21 protein-coding genes and 3 tRNA genes are annotated in these 25,461 nt (G+C 48.3%); 13 read left to right on the top strand and 11 right to left on the bottom strand.

Features of this window, described 5'->3' with window-relative positions; translation table 11 throughout:
• Positions 1 to 281 precede the first annotated feature (281 nt).
• A complete protein-coding gene (locus tag HA050_RS12975) occupies positions 282 to 1,073 on the top strand; it encodes a transporter substrate-binding domain-containing protein (protein ID WP_165928701.1) in 792 nt (263 codons plus the stop codon).
• Positions 1,074 to 1,316: 243 nt separating this feature from the next.
• On the top strand, positions 1,317 to 2,108 hold the full coding sequence (locus HA050_RS12970; RefSeq protein ID WP_166826820.1) for a transporter substrate-binding domain-containing protein: 792 nt from the start codon (positions 1,317 to 1,319) through the stop codon (positions 2,106 to 2,108).
• A gap of 46 nt (positions 2,109 to 2,154) precedes the next feature.
• Here the strand turns inward: HA050_RS12970 and HA050_RS12965 are convergent, their stop codons facing one another.
• The 5 genes from HA050_RS12965 to HA050_RS12945 all read right to left on the bottom strand — a co-directional run bounded on the left by HA050_RS12965 (position 2,155) and on the right by HA050_RS12945 (position 5,024).
• Positions 2,155 to 2,565, bottom strand: a complete 411-nt coding sequence (locus HA050_RS12965; protein WP_166826819.1) for a DUF3617 domain-containing protein — start codon at positions 2,563 to 2,565, stop codon at positions 2,155 to 2,157.
• A 277-nt stretch (positions 2,566 to 2,842) separates the two neighbouring features.
• Positions 2,843 to 2,918, bottom strand: a tRNA-Lys gene (locus HA050_RS12960).
• An 82-nt stretch (positions 2,919 to 3,000) separates the two neighbouring features.
• Positions 3,001 to 4,530 carry a sensor histidine kinase gene (locus HA050_RS12955; RefSeq protein WP_166826790.1) on the bottom strand — a complete coding sequence of 510 codons (1,530 nt, stop codon included), beginning with the start codon at positions 4,528 to 4,530 and terminating at the stop codon, positions 3,001 to 3,003.
• Positions 4,531 to 4,848: 318 nt separating this feature from the next.
• Positions 4,849 to 4,924, bottom strand: a tRNA-Lys gene (locus tag HA050_RS12950).
• Between the two features lie 24 nt (positions 4,925 to 4,948).
• A tRNA-Lys gene (locus tag HA050_RS12945) sits at positions 4,949 to 5,024 on the bottom strand.
• Positions 5,025 to 5,305: 281 nt separating this feature from the next.
• On the opposite strand from HA050_RS12945, the gene gloA reads away from it, so the two are divergent.
• A complete protein-coding gene (gene gloA, locus HA050_RS12940) occupies positions 5,306 to 5,686 on the top strand; it encodes a lactoylglutathione lyase (protein WP_099396583.1) in 381 nt (126 codons plus the stop codon).
• Positions 5,683 to 7,086 (top strand): sodium:proton antiporter, encoded by a 1,404-nt coding sequence (locus tag HA050_RS12935; protein WP_166826787.1) that lies wholly within the window; start codon positions 5,683 to 5,685, stop codon positions 7,084 to 7,086. Before gloA ends, HA050_RS12935 begins: the two co-directional genes overlap by 4 nt.
• A gap of 69 nt (positions 7,087 to 7,155) precedes the next feature.
• Here the strand turns inward: HA050_RS12935 and HA050_RS12930 are convergent, their stop codons facing one another.
• From HA050_RS12930 to HA050_RS12915, 4 genes are all read right to left on the bottom strand, one after another.
• Positions 7,156 to 8,259, bottom strand: coding sequence for a toxic anion resistance protein (locus tag HA050_RS12930; RefSeq protein WP_166826784.1), 1,104 nt, complete (start codon positions 8,257 to 8,259; stop codon positions 7,156 to 7,158).
• A gap of 8 nt (positions 8,260 to 8,267) precedes the next feature.
• A complete protein-coding gene (locus HA050_RS12925) occupies positions 8,268 to 9,002 on the bottom strand; it encodes a hypothetical protein (RefSeq protein ID WP_166826782.1) in 735 nt (244 codons plus the stop codon).
• 2 nt (positions 9,003 to 9,004) lie between these two features.
• Positions 9,005 to 9,595 carry a TerD family protein gene (locus HA050_RS12920; RefSeq protein ID WP_166826779.1) on the bottom strand — a complete coding sequence of 197 codons (591 nt, stop codon included), beginning with the start codon at positions 9,593 to 9,595 and terminating at the stop codon, positions 9,005 to 9,007.
• 64 nt (positions 9,596 to 9,659) lie between these two features.
• Positions 9,660 to 10,487 (bottom strand): VWA domain-containing protein, encoded by an 828-nt coding sequence (locus HA050_RS12915; protein WP_166826776.1) that lies wholly within the window; start codon positions 10,485 to 10,487, stop codon positions 9,660 to 9,662.
• A 711-nt stretch (positions 10,488 to 11,198) separates the two neighbouring features.
• Here HA050_RS12915 and HA050_RS12910 point away from each other — a divergent pair.
• The 8 genes from HA050_RS12910 to udp all read left to right on the top strand — a co-directional run bounded on the left by HA050_RS12910 (position 11,199) and on the right by udp (position 21,139).
• Positions 11,199 to 13,598 (top strand): phosphoketolase family protein, encoded by a 2,400-nt coding sequence (locus HA050_RS12910; RefSeq protein WP_308418902.1) that lies wholly within the window; start codon positions 11,199 to 11,201, stop codon positions 13,596 to 13,598.
• 172 nt (positions 13,599 to 13,770) lie between these two features.
• On the top strand, positions 13,771 to 14,571 hold the full coding sequence (locus HA050_RS12905; RefSeq protein WP_166826773.1) for an inositol monophosphatase family protein: 801 nt from the start codon (positions 13,771 to 13,773) through the stop codon (positions 14,569 to 14,571).
• A 457-nt stretch (positions 14,572 to 15,028) separates the two neighbouring features.
• Positions 15,029 to 16,306, top strand: a complete 1,278-nt coding sequence (locus tag HA050_RS12900) for a NupC/NupG family nucleoside CNT transporter (protein ID WP_166826772.1) — start codon at positions 15,029 to 15,031, stop codon at positions 16,304 to 16,306.
• Positions 16,307 to 16,493: 187 nt separating this feature from the next.
• Positions 16,494 to 17,270, top strand: a complete 777-nt coding sequence (gene deoC, locus HA050_RS12895) for a deoxyribose-phosphate aldolase (RefSeq protein WP_166826769.1) — start codon at positions 16,494 to 16,496, stop codon at positions 17,268 to 17,270.
• A gap of 57 nt (positions 17,271 to 17,327) precedes the next feature.
• Positions 17,328 to 18,635 carry a thymidine phosphorylase gene (gene deoA / locus HA050_RS12890; RefSeq protein WP_166826767.1) on the top strand — a complete coding sequence of 436 codons (1,308 nt, stop codon included), beginning with the start codon at positions 17,328 to 17,330 and terminating at the stop codon, positions 18,633 to 18,635.
• A gap of 32 nt (positions 18,636 to 18,667) precedes the next feature.
• A complete protein-coding gene (locus HA050_RS12885) occupies positions 18,668 to 19,882 on the top strand; it encodes a phosphopentomutase (RefSeq protein ID WP_166826764.1) in 1,215 nt (404 codons plus the stop codon).
• Between the two features lie 3 nt (positions 19,883 to 19,885).
• On the top strand, positions 19,886 to 20,314 hold the full coding sequence (locus tag HA050_RS12880; protein ID WP_099396569.1) for a cytidine deaminase: 429 nt from the start codon (positions 19,886 to 19,888) through the stop codon (positions 20,312 to 20,314).
• A 63-nt stretch (positions 20,315 to 20,377) separates the two neighbouring features.
• Complete coding sequence (gene udp, locus HA050_RS12875; RefSeq protein WP_166826762.1) at positions 20,378 to 21,139, top strand: uridine phosphorylase; 762 nt, start codon at positions 20,378 to 20,380, stop codon at positions 21,137 to 21,139.
• Positions 21,140 to 21,188: 49 nt separating this feature from the next.
• Here udp and ilvA read toward each other — a convergent pair whose 3' ends face one another.
• Entirely contained in the window at positions 21,189 to 22,703 is a 1,515-nt protein-coding gene (gene ilvA, locus HA050_RS12870) for a threonine ammonia-lyase, biosynthetic (RefSeq protein WP_166826759.1), read from the bottom strand.
• 257 nt (positions 22,704 to 22,960) lie between these two features.
• Positions 22,961 to 23,959 (bottom strand): DUF3369 domain-containing protein, encoded by a 999-nt coding sequence (locus HA050_RS12865; protein WP_166826756.1) that lies wholly within the window; start codon positions 23,957 to 23,959, stop codon positions 22,961 to 22,963.
• Between the two features lie 193 nt (positions 23,960 to 24,152).
• Here HA050_RS12865 and hslU point away from each other — a divergent pair, with 193 nt between their 5' ends.
• Complete coding sequence (hslU, locus tag HA050_RS12860; RefSeq protein WP_180273504.1) at positions 24,153 to 25,448, top strand: ATP-dependent protease ATPase subunit HslU; 1,296 nt, start codon at positions 24,153 to 24,155, stop codon at positions 25,446 to 25,448.
• Positions 25,449 to 25,461 lie beyond the last annotated feature (13 nt).

The raw sequence follows: 25,461 nt of genomic DNA, 5'->3' as shown, positions 1-25,461 counted from the left end.
ATGGCCCCGTTCGTTTTTAAGTAAACGCAGCGGGGCTGTTTTATTTTGAGTAAGCCGTTTTCGGCAGAGGCCTGACCGAAGGCGTTTGTCATCCATAAAAGCCAGCCTGTTTTTATTCATCTGCTGCTAAAAAAGCGTTAGCACTGTTTCCAGGTCGCTGCACCTGCGATTTATCCCCTATTGTTAAATTATCTCAAACGCATAAGATTAGTAAAAGCTTATGTATCAGTGCAATCCTGACCGGCTTGTAAATGACATCGACAACTTTAGGGTATATAAAAATGAATAAATTTTTGCTTGCTTCGTTGTTTGCATTAAGCAGCCTGGCGTCTCACGCTGACTTGTTAGATACGATTAAAGCCCGCGGATCTATGGTGGCCGGTGTGCGTGCCGATATCCCGCCATTTGGCCAAAGAAATAAAAACCAGACCGTTTCTGGCTACGATGTGGATTTTGCGGGTGCGATTGCTAAGAAATTAGGCGTAAAGCTTGTAGTGCAGGATTTAGATCCAAATGAGCGTATTTCTGCAGTCAAGACGGGCAAAATTGACATCCTGGTTGCTACGTTTACAAAAACAGCCGAGCGTGAGCGTGAAGTTAACTGCAGTAATGGCTATTTTGTTGCCGCACAAAAAGTTTTATCAAAGAAGGGCAAGTTTCCTTCACCTGAATCCCTGGCAAAAGCCAATATTGGCGTAGCCCGCGGAACAACAGGCTCAGATTTGGTACGCAAGCAGTATCCAAAGGCAACGGTTATTGCTTTTGATGATATTCCTGAAGCGGTGCGTTTTTTAGAAGATGGAAAAATTGATGCAGTGGTGGATGACGAGCCTTCACTGGCACGCTCTTTAAGCAAGATGTCCAATAAGACTCAGTTTGAATTATCCAGCTACGCCAATGCCACTGAGATTTATGCCATTGCCGCTAAATTAGGTGAAAAGCGTTTGATGAATCTGATTAATGAAACACTGATCGAAATGGAAAACACCGGTGAGGCAGAGCGAATCTTTAATCAGTGGTTTGGGCCGCAAACGGCAACACCATTTCCACGCACTTTTAAAATTCGTGGTTAATTTAACAACACCGAGCATTATTTTGTAAGGTTTACATGTAATGTTAGTGTTGTAATTCTGTAACAAAGACCTGTCAAAAGTAAGTGAAACTGCTTATTGTGCTGCTTTTGAATGCAGACACAGTTAAGCGTGTTCCACAGTTGGTGATTACCACAGTATGACTGTCGTTGTGAAAGGGCTTTAAGATTAGTTCTCTCTAATCTGATACGGCAATGGTGTGCTGTTTATTGCCTGGGGCTTTGTATGCAACGATTACTTTTGGCGGGTTTACTGTGCATAAGCAGCATGCTGGCGCATGCTGATCTGCTGGATAAAATTAAAGCGCGTGGTACATTGATTGCGGGCGTGTCTGCAGATGTTCCGCCATTTGGGCAAAGAAATAAAAATCAAACTGTTTCAGGGTATGACGTTGATTTTGCAGCGGCTATTGCAAAAAAGCTGGGCGTTAAACTGCTGGTGCAGGATGTAGACCCGGTGGAGCGGATACCCAGTGTAAAATCCGGCAAAGTGGATGTGATTGTTGCTGCATTTACCAAAACGCCTGAGCGCGAGCGTGAAGTGGCCTGCAGTATTGGTTATTTTGTTGCCTCGCAAAAAGCCTTGAGTAAAAAGGGCAGATATCCCACTTCAGAATCCTTGTCCAGGGCGCGAATTGCTGTCTCCAGGGGCACCACAGGCGAAGATTTGTCCAGAAAGCTCTACCCAAAAGCGAATGTTGTGGCTTATGCGGATGTTTCTGATGCCGTTAAATCATTAGAGCAGGGGGCTGTAGATGTGGTGATGGATGACGAACCCACTTTGGCTGGTGCCTTGAACTCAATGATTGCGAAATCGCATTATGAATTATCGAGCTTTTCAAATGCCACAGAGATTCTTTCTGTCGCGGTGAAACTGAATGAGAAACGCCTGCTTAATCTGGTTAATGAAACATTATTAGAAACCGAGAAAAGCGGCGAAGCTGAATTGATTTTTAATCGCTGGTTCGGGCCACAAACCAATACCCCATTCCTGCGTACCTTCCGCATTCAAGGCTAAATATCCCTTAACGTGGGCAGCTCTGCCCACGTTTCGTTTGCACGTCTTATTTGCAATCCCCCAGCCGCCTGGCGCTGCCTTTTACCGTCATTGTTCTGTTCTGTGCTTTTATCTGATGTTCAAACTGATAGCTGTCTCTGGACGGGCTGAATTGAATCACGCTGTGCATGGCTGAAGGGTGTGGCTGATGGCATTGCATATCCATAATGACCGTATTGCCGCTATTGCTGATTTTGGGCATGTCGCAATTCTTCTGCTGCTTGTGCCCCATCAGTTGCCAGCTGGTTTCTTTGTCTTTGGATAAGCAGGACGACATGATTATGGTTCCGGCTTTAAGATCAAAGCGCATATTGGGCTGCTGCATTTGTTTCAGCATTTCCGGCTTCATCTGGCTTATCATTGCTTTTTGTTCAGGCAGCATCTCACTGGTGATTTCCCATTGGCCTGGCTGGGGCATGAGCCCGGCAGCCATGGTTGCAGAATTTATAAAGAGAAGGGCATAGAAGAAGCGCATAACGATGCTCCGCATATGGGATAAATCGTTATAGACGTGCAAAGGCCGCCCACCATTAAAAACAGGCGAATGGGCAATGGGCTGCGTGTGATTTGAACTGGAGCGGGAGCGGGTTTGTGCAGGATAAACAAAGCAACCTGTGTGTCGGGCTGAAAGCGGTTCCGGCTGCTTAAAAAGCAAAAAGCCCAATCCGAAGACTGGGCTAAATGCTTAATATACCTGGTGGGTCGTGCGGGATTCGAACCTGCGACAAACGGATTAAAAGTCCGCTGCTCTACCAACTGAGCTAACGACCCGCTCTAAAGAGATGCGGATTATAGCGTATAAATTTCCATTGTCAAACTATTTATAAAAAATAATTTTGCTGATATATTTTTTTTAAGGCGGTCCGGGCGTTGTTTGTGGGCTGACTGATGGAAACTGCAGTATAAAACGAGTGCCTTCATTTGGCGGGCTTTGCACCGTAATTGAGCCGCCGAATTGCTTATTGATGATATTGAATACAATATTCAGGCCAAGTCCGGTACCGCCTTGGCCGCGTTTTGTTGTAAAAAATGGATCAAATATTTTGCCGATATGTTCCTGCGAAATTCCCTTGCCATTGTCTTTGAAACTCATCTTTACAAGCTCCCCGTTTTGCTCTGCGCTGATTACAATTTGCCCCTGTTTTTCCGGGCTAAAGGCATGAGCCAGCGCATTCATGGTGAGGTTGGTAATGACCTGTGCCATCGCACCTGGATAGCCTTCTAAAACAATCTCTGCCGGGCAGTTTACCGTGACCTGCGCATCGTTTTGTTTGAGAGCAGGGTGCAGGCTTGAAATCACCTCATCGATATACTCTTTTAATTTGTATTCCCGCCGCAGCTCGCTGGTTTGATCGACAGCCACCTGTTTAAAGCTTTGGATTAGGGTGGCAGCCCGTTCTGCGTTGCTCATAATCAGTTGGGATGTCTGTTCTGCTGTTTCGATATAAAGCATGACCGAAGATTTTCGAATTGCACCATCACTCATGGCATTTTTGAGTTGAAATGTTGCATCGCTGAGTACAGAGGCGCTGGTCAGTACAATCCCAACAGGTGTATTGATTTCATGGGCTACACCGGCAACTAAGCTGCCCAGACAAGCCATTTTTTCTGATTGAAGCAAAGATGCCTGAGCGGCTTGCAAATCGGTATAGGCTTGTTTACTGGCATCTTCTGCCTGGCGGCGGCGACCCATAATGCGCCTGAGTTTGCGCTGAGTCTGGTTGAAGCCCTGAATGACTTCACTAAACTCGCTGAGCTGCGTTTCAGCCAGCTCTTCTGCTTCATCGCCATCATGGCGTGATAAAGCGAAGAGGGCATCACGCAATTGGCTCAGAGGGGTAAATACCATTCTTAAACTGAATGTAAAGGCCAGCAGCAGGATAGAGTCTATGACTAAGATTTCCAGTGCTCTTCGCCAGATATTGGCGCTCAGAGCCGCATCAATGCGCTCCCTGGAGAAATAAACGCTTACTTCGCCAAGGGGTATGTTTTTGCTTGTGTTATTTGAGGCATCTATATCACGGTATAGCGGCTGGGTAATATGAATTCCCTGAATGTCTGTCCATTGGTTTGTAATTTGCTTGTCTGAGCTTTTTTGTACAGAAGCGAATCGCTCCCCGTCTAGATCCAAGACTAAAATGCCACGTACTTCTTCGGGCAATATTTCAGCGCTTACTATTCTATGCGCGGATGCAGGGTTCAGATCCCACAGCGGCCGGGGCAAGCTAATGGTGAGCCGGTTTATTGTTTCTTTTTGCAATTGCTCAAAACGCAACTCCAGCTCATGGGAGAGCAAACCCTGAGCATAAATGCCGAATGCAGCCAGGATGGATGTGGTCATCACGATAAATAACACAATGAGTCGAATACGAATCGAATGCATAGGCGTTATTGTTCCGGAAGAGATGCAGCAATTGGCCTGCTTACAAGCCAGGCTTATATGTGTTTCTGCTGCGCTGACAGGTTTTGTTTCAATGAACAAGACAGTCAGGGCTGCTGCAAAATGGGCCGACAATTTATAAAGGTATGCTTTTTGGTCTGGGGTGTGTGTTATATAAGGTGTTTGGCTGGTGTAAGCGGCAGTGTCAAGAATACGGCGCTGTGGAAGTCAGTGCTTAAGCGCTGATTGATGGAGGCATGTGCAGGGGGCGGACAACAAAAAGCCCAATCTTTTGGATTGGGCCAGATATCACATCTATCATGGTGGGCTGTGACAGATTCGAACTGTCGACCTACGGATTAAGAGTCCGCTGCTCTACCAGCTGAGCTAACAGCCCTGAACACACATTGAGTGAGAAGAGTGGTGGGTCGTGCGGGATTCGAACCTGCGACAAACGGATTAAAAGTCCGCTGCTCTACCAACTGAGCTAACGACCCGCTCTCACTTCAGAGAGGACGCATTGTAATGGATTGAGATTTTGTGTCAAGCCTTGTGAGGAAATTTGCAGTCATAATCAGCGGAATTTGTTGTTTACTCTCTGATTTTAATAAATATTATTTATTGTAGTCTTGGGCAGATATTGCATCAGTATTTTTGATTTCCCTTTCCTCGTGCAGTTTTATGCGGGTAAAGAAATCGTGAATTTATGCAAAAGTGTTAATGCGGCAAGTTTACAGAAACACGGTAAACTTAAGTTTTCTTGAATTGGATAATCGTCATGCGCTTGCTGCATACCATGCTCCGTGTGGGCAATCTTGAACTATCTATTCAGTTTTATATCGAAGTGCTGGGTATGCGTTTATTGCGCCGCACTGACTTCACAGAAGGCCGTTTTACGCTGGCATTCTTGGGTTATGAAGATGAAGCCAGTGGCACTGTGCTGGAGCTTACCCATAATTGGGATACCGAAAAATATGATCTGGGCAATGCTTACGGGCATATTGCGATTGAAACAGATGATATTTATATGCGCTGTAATGATGTGCGTGCAAAGGGCGGCAAGGTTGTGCGTGAGCCAGGCCCAATGAAACATGGCAGCACCATCATTGCTTTTGTTGAAGATCCGGATGGTTATAAAATCGAATTTATCCAAAAATGAAAAAACACCTATTTCTAGCTTTAAGTTTGTTACCAGGCTTTGCTTTAGCCGCAGATTTTGATGGCGCTACATTAAGCCTGGCCTGGGCCTTGCCTTTTGTAGGGATATTGCTTTCAATTGCGCTGTTTCCTTTGTTTGCGCCACATTTCTGGCATAGCCATTTTGGTAAGGTCGCTGCTTTCTGGGCTGCGTGTTTCTTATTGCCATTTACTATGGTCTTTGGTGTGCCTGCTTCGCTGGGAGTGATTGCACACGCAATGATTGAGGAATATGTCCCTTTTATTTTGATTTTGTTTGCCTTGTATACCATTTCTGGCGGGATACTGGTTTGGGGAAATCTGCATGGCTCACCAAAGCTAAATACAGGTCTGCTGGCATTAGGCACGGTACTGGCTTCGATTATGGGAACAACAGGCGCTGCCATGCTGCTGATTCGTCCTTTGATTAAGGCGAATGACAACCGCAAGCATAATGTGCATGTGGTGGTGTTTTTTATTTTCCTGGTGGCTAATATCGGTGGAGGCTTAACCCCTCTGGGTGATCCGCCTTTATTTCTTGGTTTTTTAAAAGGTGTGGATTTTTTCTGGACCTTCAGCCATATGTTGCCCTTAGTTGCTTTTGCTTCGGCTTTATTGCTCACTGCGTTTTACTTTATTGATAGTTATTATTTCAAAAAAGAAGGCGTATTGGAGATTGATAAAACCAAAGATAAGCCGATTAAAATCCATGGAAAATTCAATTTCTTTCTGATTGCTGCCGTCGTGGCTGCTGTCGTGATGTCGGGTGTGTGGAAGCCTGGTATCAGCTGGCATATTGCAGGCACAGAGCTGGCGATCCAGGATTTAATGCGCGATCTTATTTTACTGGCATTAGCACTGGTTTCTTTGAAATTTACGCCTAAGCCCGTACGTGCCGGCAATGATTTTAACTGGGGCCCAATTTTAGAAGTGGCTAAGTTATTTGCCGGTATTTTTATTGTTATGGCCCCGGCAATTGCAATCTTGCGTGCAGGTGAGGCAGGGCATTTAGCGCCTCTGGTTAATACCGTGAGCAATGCCAGTGGTGGCCCGGTTGATTATATGTATTTCTGGATGACGGGTTTGTTATCCGCCTTTCTGGATAATGCCCCGACTTATCTGGTGTTCTTTAATCTGGCTCATGGCGATGCTGTGCAAATGATGGGGCCAATGGCATCCACGCTGCTGGCTATTTCGGCGGGCTCGGTATTTATGGGGGCACTGAGCTATATCGGTAATGCGCCTAATTTTATGGTGAAAGCCGTTGCCGAAGACCGTGGTATTAAAATGCCAAGCTTCTTTGGCTACATGGCCTGGTCTTGTGCCATTTTATTGCCATTATTTGTGTTAATGACTTTAGTATTTTTTAGTCATTCGTTTTAAAAAAAAGGCCCCGCTGCAAAACAGCGGGGCCTTTTTTATTTCCTTGTCATTTTCAGCCTGTTTCCGGCTTTATTGCTTTAATGTTTGTTTAAGCTCCGCATCCATCCGCGCAATTTCTTGCGTGGTTTTGGCCCTTTGCTGGCCGCGCTGTTCTGCTAATTGTATTTTCTGCCTGATCATATCAATTGTTTTATCCTGCACGTGCTGCAGTGTGCTGATATCCACAGCCTGCCTTTGCAAAGCGGTTTCTGCACCAATTACATTGTCGTGTATTTGATCTGCTGCGCGCTTCATGGACGACTGAATTTGGTCTTTAACGCGGTTACTGATTTCTAAATTGGCTTTCTGGCGCAGGCTGAGCAAACCCATACTGATATCGGTACCCCATGCCGGAATCGCGTTTTCCAGCAAAGAGCGAAAATCATCGGTAATCCCGCGGTTTGCGTCTTCTAATCCCTTGATTTGAAATGCGCGCAATTTTGCCTGATGGATTTGCAGTTCTATGGTTTCAGCCCTGCGTGTCAGGCGATCTACCCTTTGTCTTTGTCCTGCTACCTGCATCGGGTCATTTGGATCAAGAGCAGCCAGCTTTTGCTGCTCTTCGGCCAGTACAACGCCGATGGCGGGCAGGATTTGCTCCAGCGCGCGCATATCGGCCAGATTGGCTTCATAAGCGTTGCTCAGCCACTGGTTGTCAGTTTCCATGACGCGCAGGCGATTTCGCATATCGTTGCAAATCTTGTCGATTTGCCCTTTTGCGCTGTCAAAAGCCTGCACTACATCTACTTTTGCGACGTTCAGTGTGCGCTTCAGGCGGTTGACCAGCCCGTTCAGGCCGCTGGGCTCGCCAAGCTGATCGTAGTGCACGGTGGTCATCAGTTTGAGCACATCATTCATGCCGCGGCCAAAGTCGCCGGTATCGCTGGCGCGTGTTTTGGCCAGCAGCTGATCAGATAACTGAACCAATTGCTGCGTTTGCCTGTTGCCGATTTCTTCGAGCTGCTCACTGCCCAGCTGGCGTATTTGTGCTACCAGGGCAGGATCAGCTGCCGGATCAGCTGCTTGGGCAGGCTGGATAACGCTCAGCGGCGCATCAGCGGCCTGATTCAGATCGACGGGCAGCGGGCTTGGGCCGGGTGATGGGCTGCCAAATAAGTCTTTGTATTGCGACATGGTGATCCTCAGAGTTTTTGCTGAATCTCGACAACCAGCAGAGACAGAAAGTGGCCCCGCCAATTTTCAATATCAAGCAGCTGTTCGTCCAGTTGGGCTGTGAGCTGCCGTGTGGATGCGGCTTGCAGGGATAAAATATGAGCCTGAGTCATGATGCGGCTGAGCAGCTGATCTTCCGGGGCCAGTACCTGCAGAGCGTCTGTTTTTAAAACATCAGCCAAACGATCCAGGTAATCAGTCTGGCGCAGTAATTCATCAATATCATTTTGTAAAAATAAATCCGGCTTTAATTCCTGCCGCATAAATAATTGCAATTGATCGATTAATGCGTGTGCATGAGTCTTATCCGGGGCCTTTTTTCCAAACAATAAACTGCGTTTGGGATTGATGGCTGCCTGCAGATCATCCGCCTGACGCTTTGCTTCAGTAAAGATGGTATTTAACAGATTTTCACGACTCTTAACCGACTGAGTAAGGTCGATGACACGATGCATCAGCTGCTCGCTGGCTTTAATTAATTCTGCATAGCGCAGATTAACGCCTTCGGTGCTGGCAATTGTTTTAGGTGCGGTGGTGAGTGCTTTGTCTGCTTTGATTTCATCCGGCCTGGCAGGGCTTGTCTGGCCGGCAAACAGATCTGCCAGATTTTCGCTTGCAGGGGCTGTTTGAGGAGCTTCTGGCTCCCCAAACAGATCGCGCATTGGGGCTGCAGGAGCACCAAATAAATCGCGATAGCCGGACATAATCAGCCTTGATAACCAAATAATTGGAAGAAATCAGGCAATTCTTTACCTGGATAGCCCTGGCTGACGTTTTCTACTGTCCATACCTGATCTTTTTTACGAATGCTTGCAAATAAGCAGCCGGTAGATCCTGCATCCAGTGACGCCAGTTTCGCTTCGGCCAGTAATTCATTGCTTTTATTATTGAAGATTTGCATTTTTGCATCGGCTACTTCGGCAAAGCTTTGCCCGCGCTCAATCGCTTTATCTATGGTGCCAACAATGGCGATTAAATCGCAATTGCCGGGCAGGGCATTAAAGTGAATCAGGATGACTTCGTCGGGGCCATCGCCATCACCGGTACGATCGTCCCCGGCCAGGTGTTCCATTGAAGGGGTTTTTTGCTGGCCCCAGTAGCAAATATGATCAACTTCGGTGATTTTCCCTAAGGGGCCGCCACCTGTGCTGTTAAGCGGAAAGCAGCTGGCATCCAAATCATAGCTGCCTTTGCTGGTGTTTTTGGGCGGGGACCAGGACAGCTCAAGGCGCACTTCTTGTAGTGGAGCGTTGTTTTTAGTGAGCGGCAAGCTACCGCCTTTTGTCATTGGGAGCATCTTCTATCCTTACTGGGTTTTATTGAATTTTAATCAGCTATTTTGCAACACTTAAGTATCTGGCTCAGCCTTTATATTCTGCTGATAATTGCTCAAACCAGCGTTTGAATTCTGTATCAAAAATACGGTCGTAAAGCTGATCGGTAGAGAGATTTGCTAATTCAGTTAAGCGGTGGAATGTACATCCTTCAACTTCATTCGCCGCTTTTTGCATTAAATTAAACTTTACCTTTTTATCAGAGTTTGCACCAATTAATACGACAAAAGTACCAATTTTGGCGAGTTCTTTTAATTGAGAAATAAAGTTCGGAGCAGACCCCATATCTTCGCCATCTGAAACAAATAATACTAAGAATGCTTCTTTCTTTTCTGCAGGGGTTTTTTTACCAAAACCAAACAAGCCTTTGAGCATGCCCCCCAGCGTTTGCTCCATGGCTTTACTTTTTAGCAGTGCTTCCAGCGCTTTGGCATAGTCGGTTGAGCCCCATAAAATAGGCTTGGCTCTGTTTAAAAAATCGGAGCGGATTTCTGTTTCAGTATCAACTGAATAATCGCCGGTATCTAAAGCACGGTCTGAAAAACCAATAATTTGGATATTGCGGTCAGGATCTATTACCCCTGCGATTGCAAGCGCTGCCGTAAAAAATGGATCAACAATATAGCCGCCGCCAGGAAGCTTTTTTGTAAATTCATCTTTAAATGAGCCACTTACATCAGCAAATAATTTCATGTTTATTTTAAAGCCTGGCGGTACATTTTGTTTTTGTAAGATCAGGCGAACTTTATCCTGCTCTTTTGCCATGGGTAAACTCATCTGTTGCTCCAGTTGAAGATAGTAAAAAGGGGCAGGCACAATCGTGCTAAAAATTTCGTATATATAATCTGAGTGCACAGGCCTGCTTAGCTAGTGCAGTGCGCAGCAGGCATCCAAGCTCTATTACTTTAGTCTTACATTATGTCGGCAAGTTACCGGAGCAATAGACAAAGAGCAAGTAAGGTATGAAGCTGGCAGAGTCGTCTCAGGCTGGCGGGTTTTCTTGTAAAATCAGGACGTAATCATTACGCAGATGTATAAAGTACCGTTTCATGTGTGCGGGGCAGCTTAATATTTCAAATTACAATGGTTTAGCTTTGAATGCCGGATGAAAAATAACGCTGTTTTGCACCTCAGCCTTGCAATATGCAGAATAATATATCTGATAGATACATATAAATATGCAATTAATATTAATTTTAACAAGATAGTTTTTTAAAAAAATACGCGCGTTTTTTTGTAAAACCATAGCTTGAGGGAAAACTTGCTAAGAATAATATTTGTTATAAAATAAAGCGTTATTTTTTTCGCCGTTGAATTAATCCTGTTTTGTACTCAGGATGATGGGTGATAATAACTCATTATGATTTGGTATTATTTGCTGCTCAGGATCATTCTAGGAACAAAACAGCCTGAAGAAGGTCTTGTATAAGGTGAAAAACTTATTGTGTTCGACCTCTGGCAGATTTGATTTTTGTCATACAGCCTTAAATAGCAATCATGTACAGTAGTTTCAACAGATGAAATTCTTAACGATTTACTGATTAGCAACTCTCAACGAGGTGTTCCGTGACTCAACAGCTATCTCATGCACAAATCAACAAAATGCACGCTTACTGGCGTGCGGCTAACTACCTCTCAGTTGGTCAAATTTATTTGTTAGATAATCCGCTTCTTACAGAGCAACTGAAGTTTGCACACATCAAGCCTCGTCTGTTGGGCCACTGGGGAACTACGCCTGGTCTGAATTTTATTTATGTTCATGCTAATCGCGTAATTAAAGAACGCAAAAGCCCGATGATTTATATCACTGGTCCTGGCCATGGCGGCCCTGGTCTGGTTGCAAATACTTATCTGGAAGGCAGCTACGAAGAATTCTATCCACATATCGACCGCACGACTGCCGGTATGCAACGTCTGTTTAAGCAATTCTCCTTCCCACGCGGTATTCCTTCGCACGTAGCACCGGAAACTCCGGGTTCGATGCACGAAGGCGGCGAGTTGGGTTATTCGCTTTCACATGCTTTTGGTGCTGCTTTTGATAATCCAAACCAAACTGTTATCGCTGTTGTGGGTGATGGTGAGGCTGAAACCGGCCCGCTGGCTGCATCATGGCACTCCAATAAATATCTGCACCCTGTGAATGACGGTTTTGTTCTGCCTATTCTGCATCTGAATGGCTACAAGATTGCTAACCCAACCTTGCTGTCACGTATCAGCCATGAAGAAATCACCAAGATGTTTGAAGGTTTTGGTTATAAGCCTCACTTTGTTGAGCTGAAAACCGAAACATTTAATGAAAAAGACGAGTCATTTACTGAGATCCACCAAAAAATGGCTGCGACCATGGATCTGTGTATGGCCGAGCTGGATGCGATTCGTGCTAAGGCACAGGCAGAAATGGATGCCGGCCAGCCAATTACCCGCCCGCGCTATCCAATGATTGTGATGCGTACGCCTAAAGGCTGGACTGGTCCTAAGGAAATTAAGGGCAAGAAAGTTGAAGATTACTGGCGCAGCCATCAGGTGCCGTTCTCTGATATCGATGAAGAAAACGTCCATAACTTAGAAAACTGGATGAAGAGCTATCGTCCGGAAGAGCTATTCAATGCCGATGGCTCGTTCAAGGCAGAGCTGGCTGAATTAGCACCAGAAGGCGCATTGCGCATGGGTTCTAATCCAGTAGTACATGGCCAGGAATCTAAAGATCTGCGCATGCCGGATTTCCGCAAATACGCGGTTACATTCGATAAGCCAGGTACTGTAAACGCCGAAGCCACTCGCGTGATGGGTAAATTCCTGCGCGATGTAATGGACGAGAACGAAGAGCAAAAGAACTTCCGTATCTTCGGGCCGGATGAAACTGCATCCAACCGCTGGAACGATGTATTCGATGTATCGGGTAAAACCTGGTTTGCTGACTACCTTGAAGCAGATAAAACCAATGATTACCTGGCGCAAGATGGCCGTGTAATGGAAATCTTGTCTGAGCATACATGCCAGGGCTGGCTGGAAGCGTACAACCTGACCGGTCGTCACGGCTTCTTCAGCTGCTACGAAGCGTTTATCCACGTGATTGATTCGATGTTTAACCAGCACGCAAAATGGCTGAAAACAACACGTACCATCAACTGGCGCAAACCTTTGCCATCGCTGAACTACCTGCTGACATCGCACGTATGGCGTCAGGACCACAATGGCTTCTCACACCAGGATCCGGGCTTCCTTGATCATGTGATCAACAAACGCGCCGAAGTGATCCGCGTTTACCTGCCAGCAGATGCCAACACCCTGCTCAGCGTAACTGATCATGTATTACGCAGCCGTCACTATGTAAACGTCGTGGTAGCCGGTAAGCAGCCAGCGCTGCAATACCTGACTATGGATCAAGCCATCACCCATTGCACCAAGGGTCTGGGGATCTGGGACTGGGCTTCGAATGACCAGGGAGGTGAGCCAGATGTAGTCATGGCTTGCGCGGGTGAAGTACCGACCATGGAAGCATTGGCTGCAACTGATTTGCTGCGCCAGCACTTCCCTGATCTGAAAATCCGCTTTGTGAACGTGTGCGATCTGATGACACTGCAGCCAGAAGAAGAGCACTCACATGGCTTGTCTGACCGTGAATTTGATTCCATATTCACCGCAGATAAACCAGTGATGTTTGCTTTCCACGGCTACCCATGGCTGATTCACCGTCTGACATACCGCCGCAATGGTCACAGCAATATCCATGCGCGTGGTTATATCGAAGAAGGCTCAACTTCTACACCGTTTGATATGGTAGTAGTGAACAAGCTGGATCGCTTTAACCTGGCCATTGATGTGATTGATCGTGTACCTGCATTGCAAAAGATCGGCGCACATGTACGTCAGAAACTGTCGGACAAACTGGTAGAACACAGCCAGTACATCGCAGAACACGGCGACGATATGCCAGAAGTTAAAAACTGGAAGTGGGCATATTAATTCTGTAGCGCAAGCTGCATAACTAATCTGCGCAAAAAACCGCTCCCCGGTTTCGGGTGAGCGGTTTTTTTATGCGTGCGATCTCTACAGGATTTCCTTGATATTTTTTATGTGCAGATGCAACAAATTGGGCCTGGGGCCTTACAATGAGGGGTAAATATGGGAGAGAGCTGTGAGCGATTTTGAGCGTTTATCCGATTTAGTTGCTTTGGCCCGCCGTGTAGCGGCTGATGAAATTATGCCGCGCTTTCAGCAGGTGGCGTCCAGCCGTAAACATGATGGCAGCCTCTTTACCGAGGCGGATATGGCATCGCAAGCTGCATTGCAGCGTGAGCTCCCTAAGATTGTGAATTGCCCGGTGTTGGGCGAAGAAATGAGCGTGGCCGAGCAAAAAGCCCTGTGGGCAGATCATGAAGATGGCCTGTGGATTGTTGATCCAATTGATGGCACAACTAATTTTGTACACGGCTTGCCGCATTTTTCGGTGTCGATTGCCTTATTCCGCAAGGGCCGGCCAGTGCTGGGTGTGGTTTATGTGCCCGCCCTGGATGAATGCTTTTCGGCTGCGGCAGGGTATGGGGCGTGGATGAACGGGCGCACTTTACCGCTGCGTCAGGAAGTGCCTAAATCGTTGTGTGAGGCCGTAGCCGCCGTGGAGCCTAAGTATTTAGGCGGGCGCTTGCCTGCACGGGTGGTTAGCGTGGCCCCATTCAGCAGCCTGCGCAATTATGGCTCTTCGACTATAGACTGGTGCTGGCTGGCGGCAGGGCGCACAGATTTAATGTTGCATGGTTCGCAAAAGCTATGGGATTACGCGGCAGGGGTTTTGATCTTGCTGGAGTCCGGCGGGCAAATTGCAAGTATTCATCATGATAATTACTGGCAGGATCATATTTGGCAAAGATCGGTTGTGGCTGCGCGTTGCCCGTCCTTATTTAAGCCCTGGCTTGAATGGGTTAAGAATAATCGCTGATGGATAAAAATATTATTTTTTTTATTGAGTATAAATGGCCTGTTGCCATTTTATTCGATTAAAAGTATGTGGTAATTAATCGCCAGAAAAGGCGCAGGCTTTACAGCTTGCGCCTTTTTTGATTTCTCTCAAATAAAACAGTAAATGCAGTTTCTTACGTCATTAGAAAATATAAAACAAATAAAATGAATAATTTCTGATGATTGGCAGGTAAATTTAGTTTTTTTTGCCTGAAAAGCATTAATATGTGCCGCTTTTTTTGAAATCAGGGTATTTCGCTTACATGTACGGATTTGCTAAACATTCATTACGTTTTTAAGTGGCCGACACATAAGTGAAACACCTTATTTCTTCAAATATTACCAGGCCTATATTGCAGGCTGAGTGAAAACCCGTAAAAAACAAGCCGCAGCGCACGCAAATATTAAAGCGGTATGTGAAATTTCAGGAGACGAAGATGTTTGAAGTTGGACGCAGCTTAATAGGTATCGCTGTTCTGTTATTGATTGCTTTTGCAATCTCAATGAACCGAAAAGCAATTAAACCACGCATCATTATTGCTGCACTATTAACCCAGGTTTCTATTGGTGCAATTGTGCTGTTTATTCCATTGGGTAAAGATATTTTACTGAATGTGGCTAATGCAGTGAATCATGTATTGGAATACGGCAATCATGGTATCTCATTTTTATTCGGCGGCTTAGTCGATAAAAAAATGTTTGAGGTATTTGGCAACGGCGGATTTGTGTTTGCATTCCGTGTGTTACCGATGATTATTTTTATGACTTCGTTTATTTCTGTGCTGTATTACCTTGGTGTAATGCGCTGGATTGTGACGATTTTAGGCACGATCTTCCAAAAGCTCTTGGGTGTGAGCAAGCTGGAATCTTTTTCTGCTGTGACGACTATTTTCCTCGGCCAGAGCGAAATGCCTGCGGTGGTTAAGCCATTTATGAAAACCATGAGCGGCCCTGAGCTGTTTGCGGTGATGTCCAGTGGTATGGCTGCGATTGCCGGCTCGGTATTAGCGGGTTACGCAGGCCTTGGCGTGCGTATGGAATACCTGATTGCCGCTTCCTTTATGGCGATTCCTGGCGGCTTGTTATTTGCCAAAATTATTTGCCCAAGCACTGAAGAGAGCACAGTAGAAATTAAAGACCTGACTTTTGACGATGAGCGCCCGGCTAATCTGATCGAAGCGGGTGCTGCAGGTGCATCGGTAGGGCTGAAGATTGCTCTGAATGTTGGCGCGATGTTGCTGGCGTTTATTGGCCTGATTGCACTGGTTAACGGTTTGGTTGCAGGTGTGGGCGGCTTGTTTGGTCATCCTGAATATAACCTGGAACTGATTCTGGGCTGGATCTTCTCGCCATTGGCTTATTTGATTGGCGTGCCTTGGGAACATGCCACTCTGGCGGGTAATTTCCTTGGCCAGAAAATGATTCTGAACGAATTTGTGGCCTTTGTGGGCTTGGCTCCATACCTTAAAGATGCTGCTGCTGTTTCGGCCGCAGGCTTGCAAGTACTGGATGCTAAAACACTGGCGATTCTGTCTTTTGCTCTGTGCGGCTTTGCCAACTTCTCCTCGATTGCCATTCTGGCAGGTGGTTTTGGCTCAGTAGCGCCAGAGCGCCGTTCCGAAGTAAGCCGTTATGGCTTGCGCGTAGTGGCTGCTGCAACGCTGTCTAATCTGATGAGCGCAACGATTGCTGGCTTGTTTATCAGCATGGCTTAAGTTTTAAAGCAGGCTCTGTTGATTTGTTCCCTTGTGAAATACAAGTCAACAGAGCCTGGTGGGTAGTTTGGTTTAGCTGGGTTGCTGGCCGTTTTGCCAGATAAACCAGCTAAGCCAACATGCTCAGATCAAGATCAAGCTTCATCTTTGAAGCGAACCGCTCAAATATTTTGTAAAAGGAAAAATCATGGCAACTCAAAATCAACTCTGTGCCGCAGCCCTGCGTGGTTTGCATTTAATGGATTTAACTGCGTTAAACGATACTGACACCGTGGCTTCGATTGAAGCACTGGCTGCATCAGCTAAAACTCCGGTTGGTAATCCTGCTGCGCTCTGTGTTTACGCGCAGTTTGTACCCACTGCCAAAGCGGCACTGGCCGCTCACGGTTTGAATATTCCGGTGGCGACCGTAACCAACTTCCCTAAGGGCGAGCCAACACCGGCCCAAGCAGCTGCTGAAACCGCCGCTGCCATCGCCAATGGCGCAGATGAAGTGGATGTGGTGTTCCCATGGCGTGCGCTGATGGCAGGGGATGAGCAGGTTGGCTTTGATGTAGTGGCACAAAGCCGCGCTGCGGTTGGCGATAAGATTCTGAAAGTAATTATCGAAAGTGGCGAGCTAAAAACGCCTGAGCTGATTCGTAAAGCCAGTGAGATTTCTATTGCCGCAGGCGCGCATTTTATTAAGACCTCCACAGGTAAAGTACCGGTGAACGCTACGCAGGAAGCGGCTGAAATTATGATTCAGGCGATTAAAGACAGCGGCAAAGCGGTTGGTTTTAAGGCCGCAGGCGGCGTGCGCACAGCACAAGATGCGCTGGAATATCTGGCCATTGCTGACCGCATCATGGGGCCGGACTGGGCACAAGCTGCAACTTTCCGTTTTGGCGCATCCAGCCTGATGGGCAGCCTGCTGACCACCCTGGGGCACGATGCAGGTGCAACGGCTAAATCGGCGTATTGATGGATGTGGCGGGTTTTCCCCGCTCTACAGAATGTGAGTTGTTTCAAAGAGGTTTATATGTTTCTGCCCCAGGAAATCATCCGTAAAAAGCGCAATGGCGAAGTTTTAAGTGGTGATGAGATTCGTTTTTTTGTGCGTGGGATCAGCGATCAGAGTATTTCTGAAGGGCAGATCGCGGCCTTGGCGATGGCAGTTTACTTTAAAGGTATGGAGCTGGATGAGCGTGTGGCGCTGACTTTGGCCATGCGTGATTCGGGCCAGGTTTTAGACTGGCGCAGCCTGGATTTATCCGGCCCGGTGCTGGATAAACATTCAACCGGCGGCGTGGGCGATCTGGTTTCCTTGTTGCTTGGGCCAATGATTGCGGCTTGTGGTGGCTTTGTGCCGATGATTTCCGGCCGTGGCCTGGGCCACACCGGCGGCACGCTGGATAAATTTGACGCGATTCCTGGCTACAACACCGAGCCAAGCACTGAGCTATTTCGCAAAACGGTGCGTGAAGTGGGCGTGGCGATCATCGGCCAGACCGGTGATTTAGCCCCTGCGGATAAACGGCTCTACGCGATTCGCGATGTGACGGCCACGGTGGAATCGGTGGCCATGATTACCGGCTCGATTTTGTCGAAAAAATTATCGGCAGGGCTGGATGCGCTGGTGATGGATGTCAAAGTAGGCAGCGGCGCATTTATGCCTGATCTGGCTGCTTCTCGTGAGCTGGCGACCAGTATTGTTGAGGTTGGTAATGGCGCAGGCCTGCCCACCGCAGCGCTGCTCACCGATATGAACGAGCCACTTGCCCCATGTGCGGGCAATGCCATTGAAGTGCGTTGTGCGCTGGATTATTTAAGCGGCAAACATCGCCCCGCGCGCTTGCATCGGGTCACGATGGCGCTGTGCAGCGAAATGCTGGTGCTGGGTAAATTGGCCGCCAATGTGGCCGAAGCAGAAAGCAAACTCATGGCGGCCCTGAATAGTGGCCGTGCAGCGGAAATATTTGGCCGTATGATCGCCAGCCTTGGCGGGCCGGCTGATTTTATTGAAAAGCCAGAGCAATATCTGCCACAGGCCGCGCTACAAATTGCGGTGCCAGCGGCGCAAAATGGTTTTATTGTGGCTATAGATACCCGAGCGCTGGGCATGGCCGTAGTCAGCCTGGGTGGTGGCCGCCGTAAGCCGGGTGATGCACTCGATTACGCTGTAGGTATTACCCAAATTGCCGGCTTAGGCCAGCAAATCAGGGCAGGTGAGCCATTGGCGGTTGTGCATGCACAAAACGCACAGGCGGCAGAGCTGGCGGTGCAAGAAATACAGGCTGCGTTTACATACGGCGTAGTTGCCGTTGCCAGCCATCCTATTATTTATTGATTTAAAAGCTTCACAGGCTTAAGGAGTATCCCATGCGTGCCATCTTCCTGATTATGGATTCACTTGGCGTAGGCGCTGCACCCGATGCAGATAAGTTTGGTGATGTTGGCTCCAATACCCTCGGCCATATTGCAGAGCGCTGTTTTAAGGGTGAGGCTGATATTGATCGCAGCGGCCCGCTGAAAATTCCGAATCTGGAGCAATTAGGCCTCGGGCTGGCTTGTGGTCTGGCCAGTGGCAAAGTGCCTGCTGGTTTATCCGCCACGATCAAGCCCACTGCCGCCTATGGCGCAGCTTTTGAGATTTCCTCTGGTAAAGACACGCCGTCAGGGCACTGGGAATTAGCAGGTGTGCCGGTCTTGTTTGACTGGGGCTATTTCACTAAGAAAACCGATACTTTCCCGCCAGAGCTGCTGGAAACCCTGGTAAAACGTGCTGGCCTGCCTGGTTATCTGGGTAATTGCCACGCTTCGGGCACCGATATTATTGCCAGGCTGGGTGATGAGCACCGCGCCACAGGTAAGCCGATTTTTTATACCTCGGCCGATTCGGTATTCCAGATTGCGGCGCACGAAGACAGCTTTGGCCTGGAAAAACTCTATGAGTTGTGCCAGATAGCACATGAAGAAATGCTGCCCTACAATATTTGCCGCGTGATTGCCCGCCCGTTTAATGGCGAAACCGCAGCCACTTACGCCCGTACCGGCAATCGTCATGATTACGCTGTTGCTCCGCCAGCTAAAACAGTCTTGGAAAAGCTGACCGATGCAGGCGGCACGGTGGTTTCTATCGGTAAAATCGCTGATATTTATGCGCATTGCGGCATTAGCAAAGGCATTAAAGCCAGCGGCTTAACCGCACTGTGGGATGCCACGCTGAAAGCCACGGAAGAAGCTCCGGACAACAGCATTGTGATGACCAATTTTGTTGATTTCGATGAGAAATTTGGCCACCGCCGCGATGTGGCGGGCTACGCCCGCGGTCTGGAATTATTCGATAAGCGCCTGCCAGAAATGCTGGCCCTGCTTAAAGACGACGATATCCTGATTATCTCGGCCGATCACGGCTGCGATCCAACCTGGCCGGGCACTGAGCACACGCGTGAGCATGTGCCTGTGTTGGTTTATGGCAAGTGCGTTCCGGCTGGCAGCATTGGTATTCGCGAATCTTTCGCAGACGTTGGCCAGAGCCTGGCTAACTGGTTCAACCTTTCTTCTTTCCCGGTTGGGAAAGCTTTTCTGGAGTAAGTCATGACACGTGAAGAACTCGACGCAAAAGAATTACTCGATCAGGCCCGTATCGCCCGTACTTCGGCCTACGCACCGTATTCCCGTTTTCTGGTTGGCGCAGCGCTGATTACTAAAGATGGCCGTGTGTTCCACGGCTGCAATGTAGAAAACGCGTCTTATGGCTTGTGTAATTGTGCAGAGCGCACGGTGCTGTTTAGCGCCATTGCCAATGGCTACAGGCCAGGTGATTTCTCGGCCATTGCCGTTGTGGGTGATACCCCTGGCCCGATCGCGCCTTGTGGCGCCTGCCGTCAGGTGATGATCGAAATTGGTACACCTGCGTTGCCGGTGATCTTGGGTAATATGAAAGAAGATATGGAAATCACCACCGCAGGCGATCTGCTGCCGGGTGCTTTCTATCTTGACCCAAATGAGACTCCCGCGCTTTAAAAATCAAAACCGCAGAGCGGTTTGAATCCGCTCTACAAATACATCGTAAATTGAAGGACTCTCATGTCTAAATCTGAAGTTTTCCATTTAGGTCTCGCTAAAAGCGATTTAGCTGGTGCAACGCTTGCGATTGTGCCGGGTGATCCTGCCCGTGTGCAGCGTATTGCTGAAAAAATGGGCAATGCCAAGTTACTGGCCAGCCATCGTGAATTCACCACCTACCTTGCCGAGCTGAATGGCAAGCCGATTGTGATTTGCTCGACAGGTATCGGTGGCCCGTCTACTTCGATTGCGGTAGAAGAGCTGGCTCAGCTGGGGATCAATACCTTTCTGCGCGTGGGTACAACCGGTGCAATTCAATCGCATATCAATGTAGGCGATGTGCTGGTAACCACCGGTTCGGTGCGTCTGGACGGTGCAAGCTTGCACTTCGCCCCGATGAGCTTCCCAGCCGTGGCCGATTTTGACTGTACGACTGCGCTGGTAAATGCGGCTAAAAAAGCCGGTAAACCACTGCATATCGGTGTGACTGCTTCATCAGATACTTTCTACCCTGGCCAGGAGCGTTACGATACATGCAGCGGCCGTGTAGTGAGCAGCATGCAAGGCTCGATGAAAGAATGGCAGGCGATGGGCGTGATGAATTACGAAATGGAATCCGCCACTCTGCTGACTATGTGCGCCACCCAAGGCTGGCGTGCAGGGATGGTAGCGGGTGTAATCGTGAACCGCACTCAGCAGGAAATCCCGGATGCTGAAGCCATGAAGCTTGCAGAACACACTGCAGTAGATATCGTGATTGAAGCTGCGCGTAATCTGCTGTAATGGTTTGAATGAGTAAGTAAAAAGGCCGTCATTGAATGACGGCCTTTTTTTATGCGCTCAGGAATAAGTTATACGCAGGATTATCGCTTTCATCCCAATGCATATAGCCCAGTTTATCCACAAAGGCTTTAAATGCATCGTTGTCTTGCTCAGGTACTTGAATGCCGACCAGAATTCGGCCGTAATCTGCACCATGATTGCGGTAGTGGAAGAGGCTGATATTCCACTCGCCATTCATCCCATCCAGGAAGTTAAGCAGGGCACCGGGTCGCTCCGGAAACTCGAAGCGCATCAGGCGCTCGTTGCAGACATTAGGCGCTTTGCCGCCGACCAAATGACGAATATGCAGCTTGGCCAGTTCATTATCGGTCAGATCGACCGCAGCGATTTTTGCTGCAGCTAAGTCGCTGATCAGATCGACTACTTCGCTGCGATTTTGAATCGATAAGCCTACAAACACATGAGCTTCGCTGGCGGTGGAATAGCGGTAGTTAAATTCGGTGATATTGCGTGCGCCGATCAGCTTACAGAATGCGCGGAAAGAGCCGCGCTGCTCCGGAATCGTAACGGCCACAATCGCTTCGCGCTGCTCACCCATTTCGGCTTGCTCGGCAATATAACGCAGGCGGTCGAAATTCATATTTGCGCCGGAGGCTACGGCGATCAGAGTGGCGTCTTGCTTGCCCTCACGCGCTGCCCAGGCTTTCAGGCCAGCAATGGCCAGTGCGCCGGCAGGCTCCAGAATCGAGCGATTATCTTCGAATACATCTTTAATCGCCGCGCACATGGCGTCGGTATCGACCAGAATGATGTCGTCGACAAAATCTTTACACAGGCGGAAGGTTTCTTCTCCCACCTGTTTTACCGCTACGCCGTCAGCAAAAATGCCGACCTGCGGCAGGGTAATGCGCTCGCCCAGCTTCAGGCTCAGATACATGGCATTGGCATCGGTTGGCTCAACCCCAATGATTTTAATTTCCGGGCGCAGGCGTTTGATATACGCCGCCATCCCTGCCAACAGGCCACCACCACCTACCGGAATAAAAATCGCGTCGATATGATCGGGGTACTGGCGCAAAATCTCCATTGCTACCGTGCCTTGCCCGGCAATCACATCGGGATCATCAAAGGGGTGAATCAGGGTAGCGCCGGTTTGCTCGGATAAATTAAGTGCGTGCTGATAGCAATCAGAGTAAGAGTCTCCCACCAAGACCGCTTCTGCGCCACGGCGGGTGACGGCGTCAACTTTAATGCGCGGAGCGGTGGTTGGCATCACAATGGTGGCACGGCATTTTAAATGCTGGGCGGCCATTGCTACGCCTTGGGCATGGTTGCCTGCTGATGCCGCAACGACGCCACGCTCCAGCTCGGCATGGCTTAGCTTGGACATCTTGTTATACGCGCCACGAATTTTGAACGAAAACACGGGCTGCATATCTTCGCGCTTAAACAGCACTTTATTGCCAATGCGGCGCGATAGATTGGGGGCAAATTCAAGCGGGGATTCAATGGCCACGTCGTAGACACGGGCTTTGATAATACTTTCCAGATAATCTTTCGACATAGCATGCTACGGGTTGGTGAGAGGGAATGGATGATTCTACCGTTGAAAACGGTAAATTGGGGCTTTGAAGATGAGACACGCTGAAAATCAGGCAGATTTACGTGGGTACTCCAATGTGGCTTAGCTGCAAAAGCCGGGGAGGAGGCCGTGTTATCCCCTGTGAGGGTTTAAATATGCTTAGTCCGCTGGCCTGTGCCGGTGATGCAAGGCAAGCAGCCTAAGGATGCCTGATTCATTCAGCGTATTTTCTCAGCGTTTTATTCAACATCGCGCAGCGATTGAATTTCTTTATTCATCATCAGGTTTTCAAATGCGATGCTGACATTGCGGCAAAACAGCTCTATCAACTCTTTATCCGGGTTGGATAAAGCCACTGGCCCGTCAATGATCAGCAAATTGACAGGGCCACGCTCGGTATGGAAAAAACCGATAAAGTGATCTGCAGCGTAAATGCTTTTTTCTTCCTGCATGGCTTTTTTGATGGATTCATCAAAGCGCAGCCGCTCATTCAGCTCCAGTGGTCTGCCACAAAGCGGCTCATAGCCACCGGTGGCATACATAACTTGAATGGCCCCGTCTTGTGAGAGCGCTGCTATGCCTCCCTGCACAATGATATAAAGCGCTTCTTGTTCAAAAAAGAGCAGGGATTGCAGTTGCTCCAGTACGCCCTGAGCAAATTGCTGAATAGATTGTTGTTTAAAAATGCTTGCTGAAGCTTCAATGACTTTAATTAAGCCACGGCGGTTGGCTGCGAGCATCTGGCGCTGATGCTCAAGCAGCATAATGTCTTTATACGAGCGCAAAGTACCCAGAATGGCGGTATAAAGTTTATCGCGGGTCAGCTCGGTTTTGGCTTTGTAATCATTAATATCGTAGCTTTCAATCACCCGCCGCTCTGGTGCAACGCCGGGCTGGCCAGTGCGCAAAATAATACGAATCTGATGATTGCCCAGCGTTTCGCGAATGGCATGGGCCACTTGCAGGCCGGAATCTTCCTGCTCCATCACCACATCAAGTAATACCAGGGCGATATCGTGGCGGGTGCTGAGCAGCGCAAGGCTTTCCGCCCCCGAGTAGCAGGATAAAATTTCCAGGCGCTTGCCTAAAAATTCGATATTAGCGAGCGCCAGCCTTGTGACATGATGAATATCAGGTTCATCATCTACAACCAGAATCGTCCAGCAATCATGCTGATGGCTGTTTGATTCATCGCTGCTGTCTTCGTCCAGCCAATCTTCATCCGCGCTATTACTCATATTTCTCTCTGTGTAAGGCCCGTATATAGCTAGTGTAGAACTTATCTGTGTGTGTGAGCATTATTTTGTAAATCTTCCATGCATTTATCTTAGAACGTAATAAAGCCGTGAAAAGATGAAATATCTGTTGCTCAGACTTTAAATTTATTCTGTGCGCCGCCATCTGCTGGATATATTTTGTTAAGGATTAATCATGAGCCAAATGACTCCGCAGGAAATCGTTCACGAGCTGGATAAGCATATTGTTGGCCAGGCTGCCGCCAAGAAATCGGTAGCGATTGCGCTGCGTAATCGTTGGCGCAGGCAGCAGGTGGCAGAGCCCCTGCGCAGTGAAATCACACCTAAGAATATTTTGATGATTGGGCCAACTGGCGTGGGTAAAACTGAAATTGCCCGCCGTCTGGCCAAATTATCTGACGCACCCTTCATTAAGGTAGAGGCGACTAAATTCACCGAAGTGGGTTATGTCGGTAAAGATGTAGACAGCATTATTCGTGATCTGGTTGAGGTTGCCGTCAAGCAGGTGCGGGATAAAGCCATCAGCCGCAATCGCCATCGTGCTGCCGATGCTGCTGAAGATCGTGTTTTAGATGTGCTCCTGCCGCCAGGTGGCAACGATGAATCGGATACCCGTCAGAAATTCCGCAAGATGCTGCGTGAAGGCAAGTTTGACGATAAAGAAATTGAAATCGAAGTGGCAGCCGCAGTGCCAACGATGGAGGTGATGAGCCCGCCGGGAATGGAAGACTTCTCCAGCCAGATTCAGCAAATGTTTAAAGGCGCGTTCTCAGATAAAAAGAAATCGCAAAAGCTGAAAGTGGCTGAGGCGATGAAGCTTTTAACCGAGGAAGAAGCGGGCAAGCTGGTTAATGAAGAAGATGCTAAAACCGAAGCGCTGCAAGCGGTTGAGCAAAACGGCATTGTGTTTATTGATGAGATAGACAAGGTCACCAGCCGGGCAGAAGCGGGCAGCGGTGAAGTCAGCCGCCAGGGCGTGCAGCGTGATTTACTGCCGCTGGTGGAGGGCACAACGGTCACTACTAAATATGGCATGGTTAAAACCGACCATATTCTGTTTATTGCCAGCGGTGCATTCCACTTAGCCAAGCCTTCAGATTTAATTCCTGAGCTGCAAGGGCGCTTCCCGATTCGGGTAGAGCTTAATTCGCTGACCGTGGGGGATTTTGCCAGCATTCTTACTGGCACCGATGCCTGCCTTGTGAAGCAATATCAAGCCTTGCTTGCCACAGAAGGCGTAGAACTGGATTTCACTGATGCAGGCGTGAAGCGCATGGCCGAAATTGCCTGGCAGGTGAATGAAAGCACTGAGAATATCGGCGCGCGTCGTTTATACACCGTGATGGAGCGCTTGCTGGAGGAAATCTCCTTTGATGCAAAAAGCGGCAAGATTGTGGTGGATGCAGATTTTGTGAGCAGCAAATTAGGTGGTGTTGCAGCGGATGAAGATTTGGCGCGCTACGTGCTTTAATCTTAGTGCGGTG

It is taken from the genome of Iodobacter violaceini (assembly GCF_011601265.1).
GTDB lineage: Bacteria > Pseudomonadota > Gammaproteobacteria > Burkholderiales > Chitinibacteraceae > Iodobacter > Iodobacter violaceini.
This window is presented reverse-complemented; position numbering and strand designations above follow the sequence as displayed.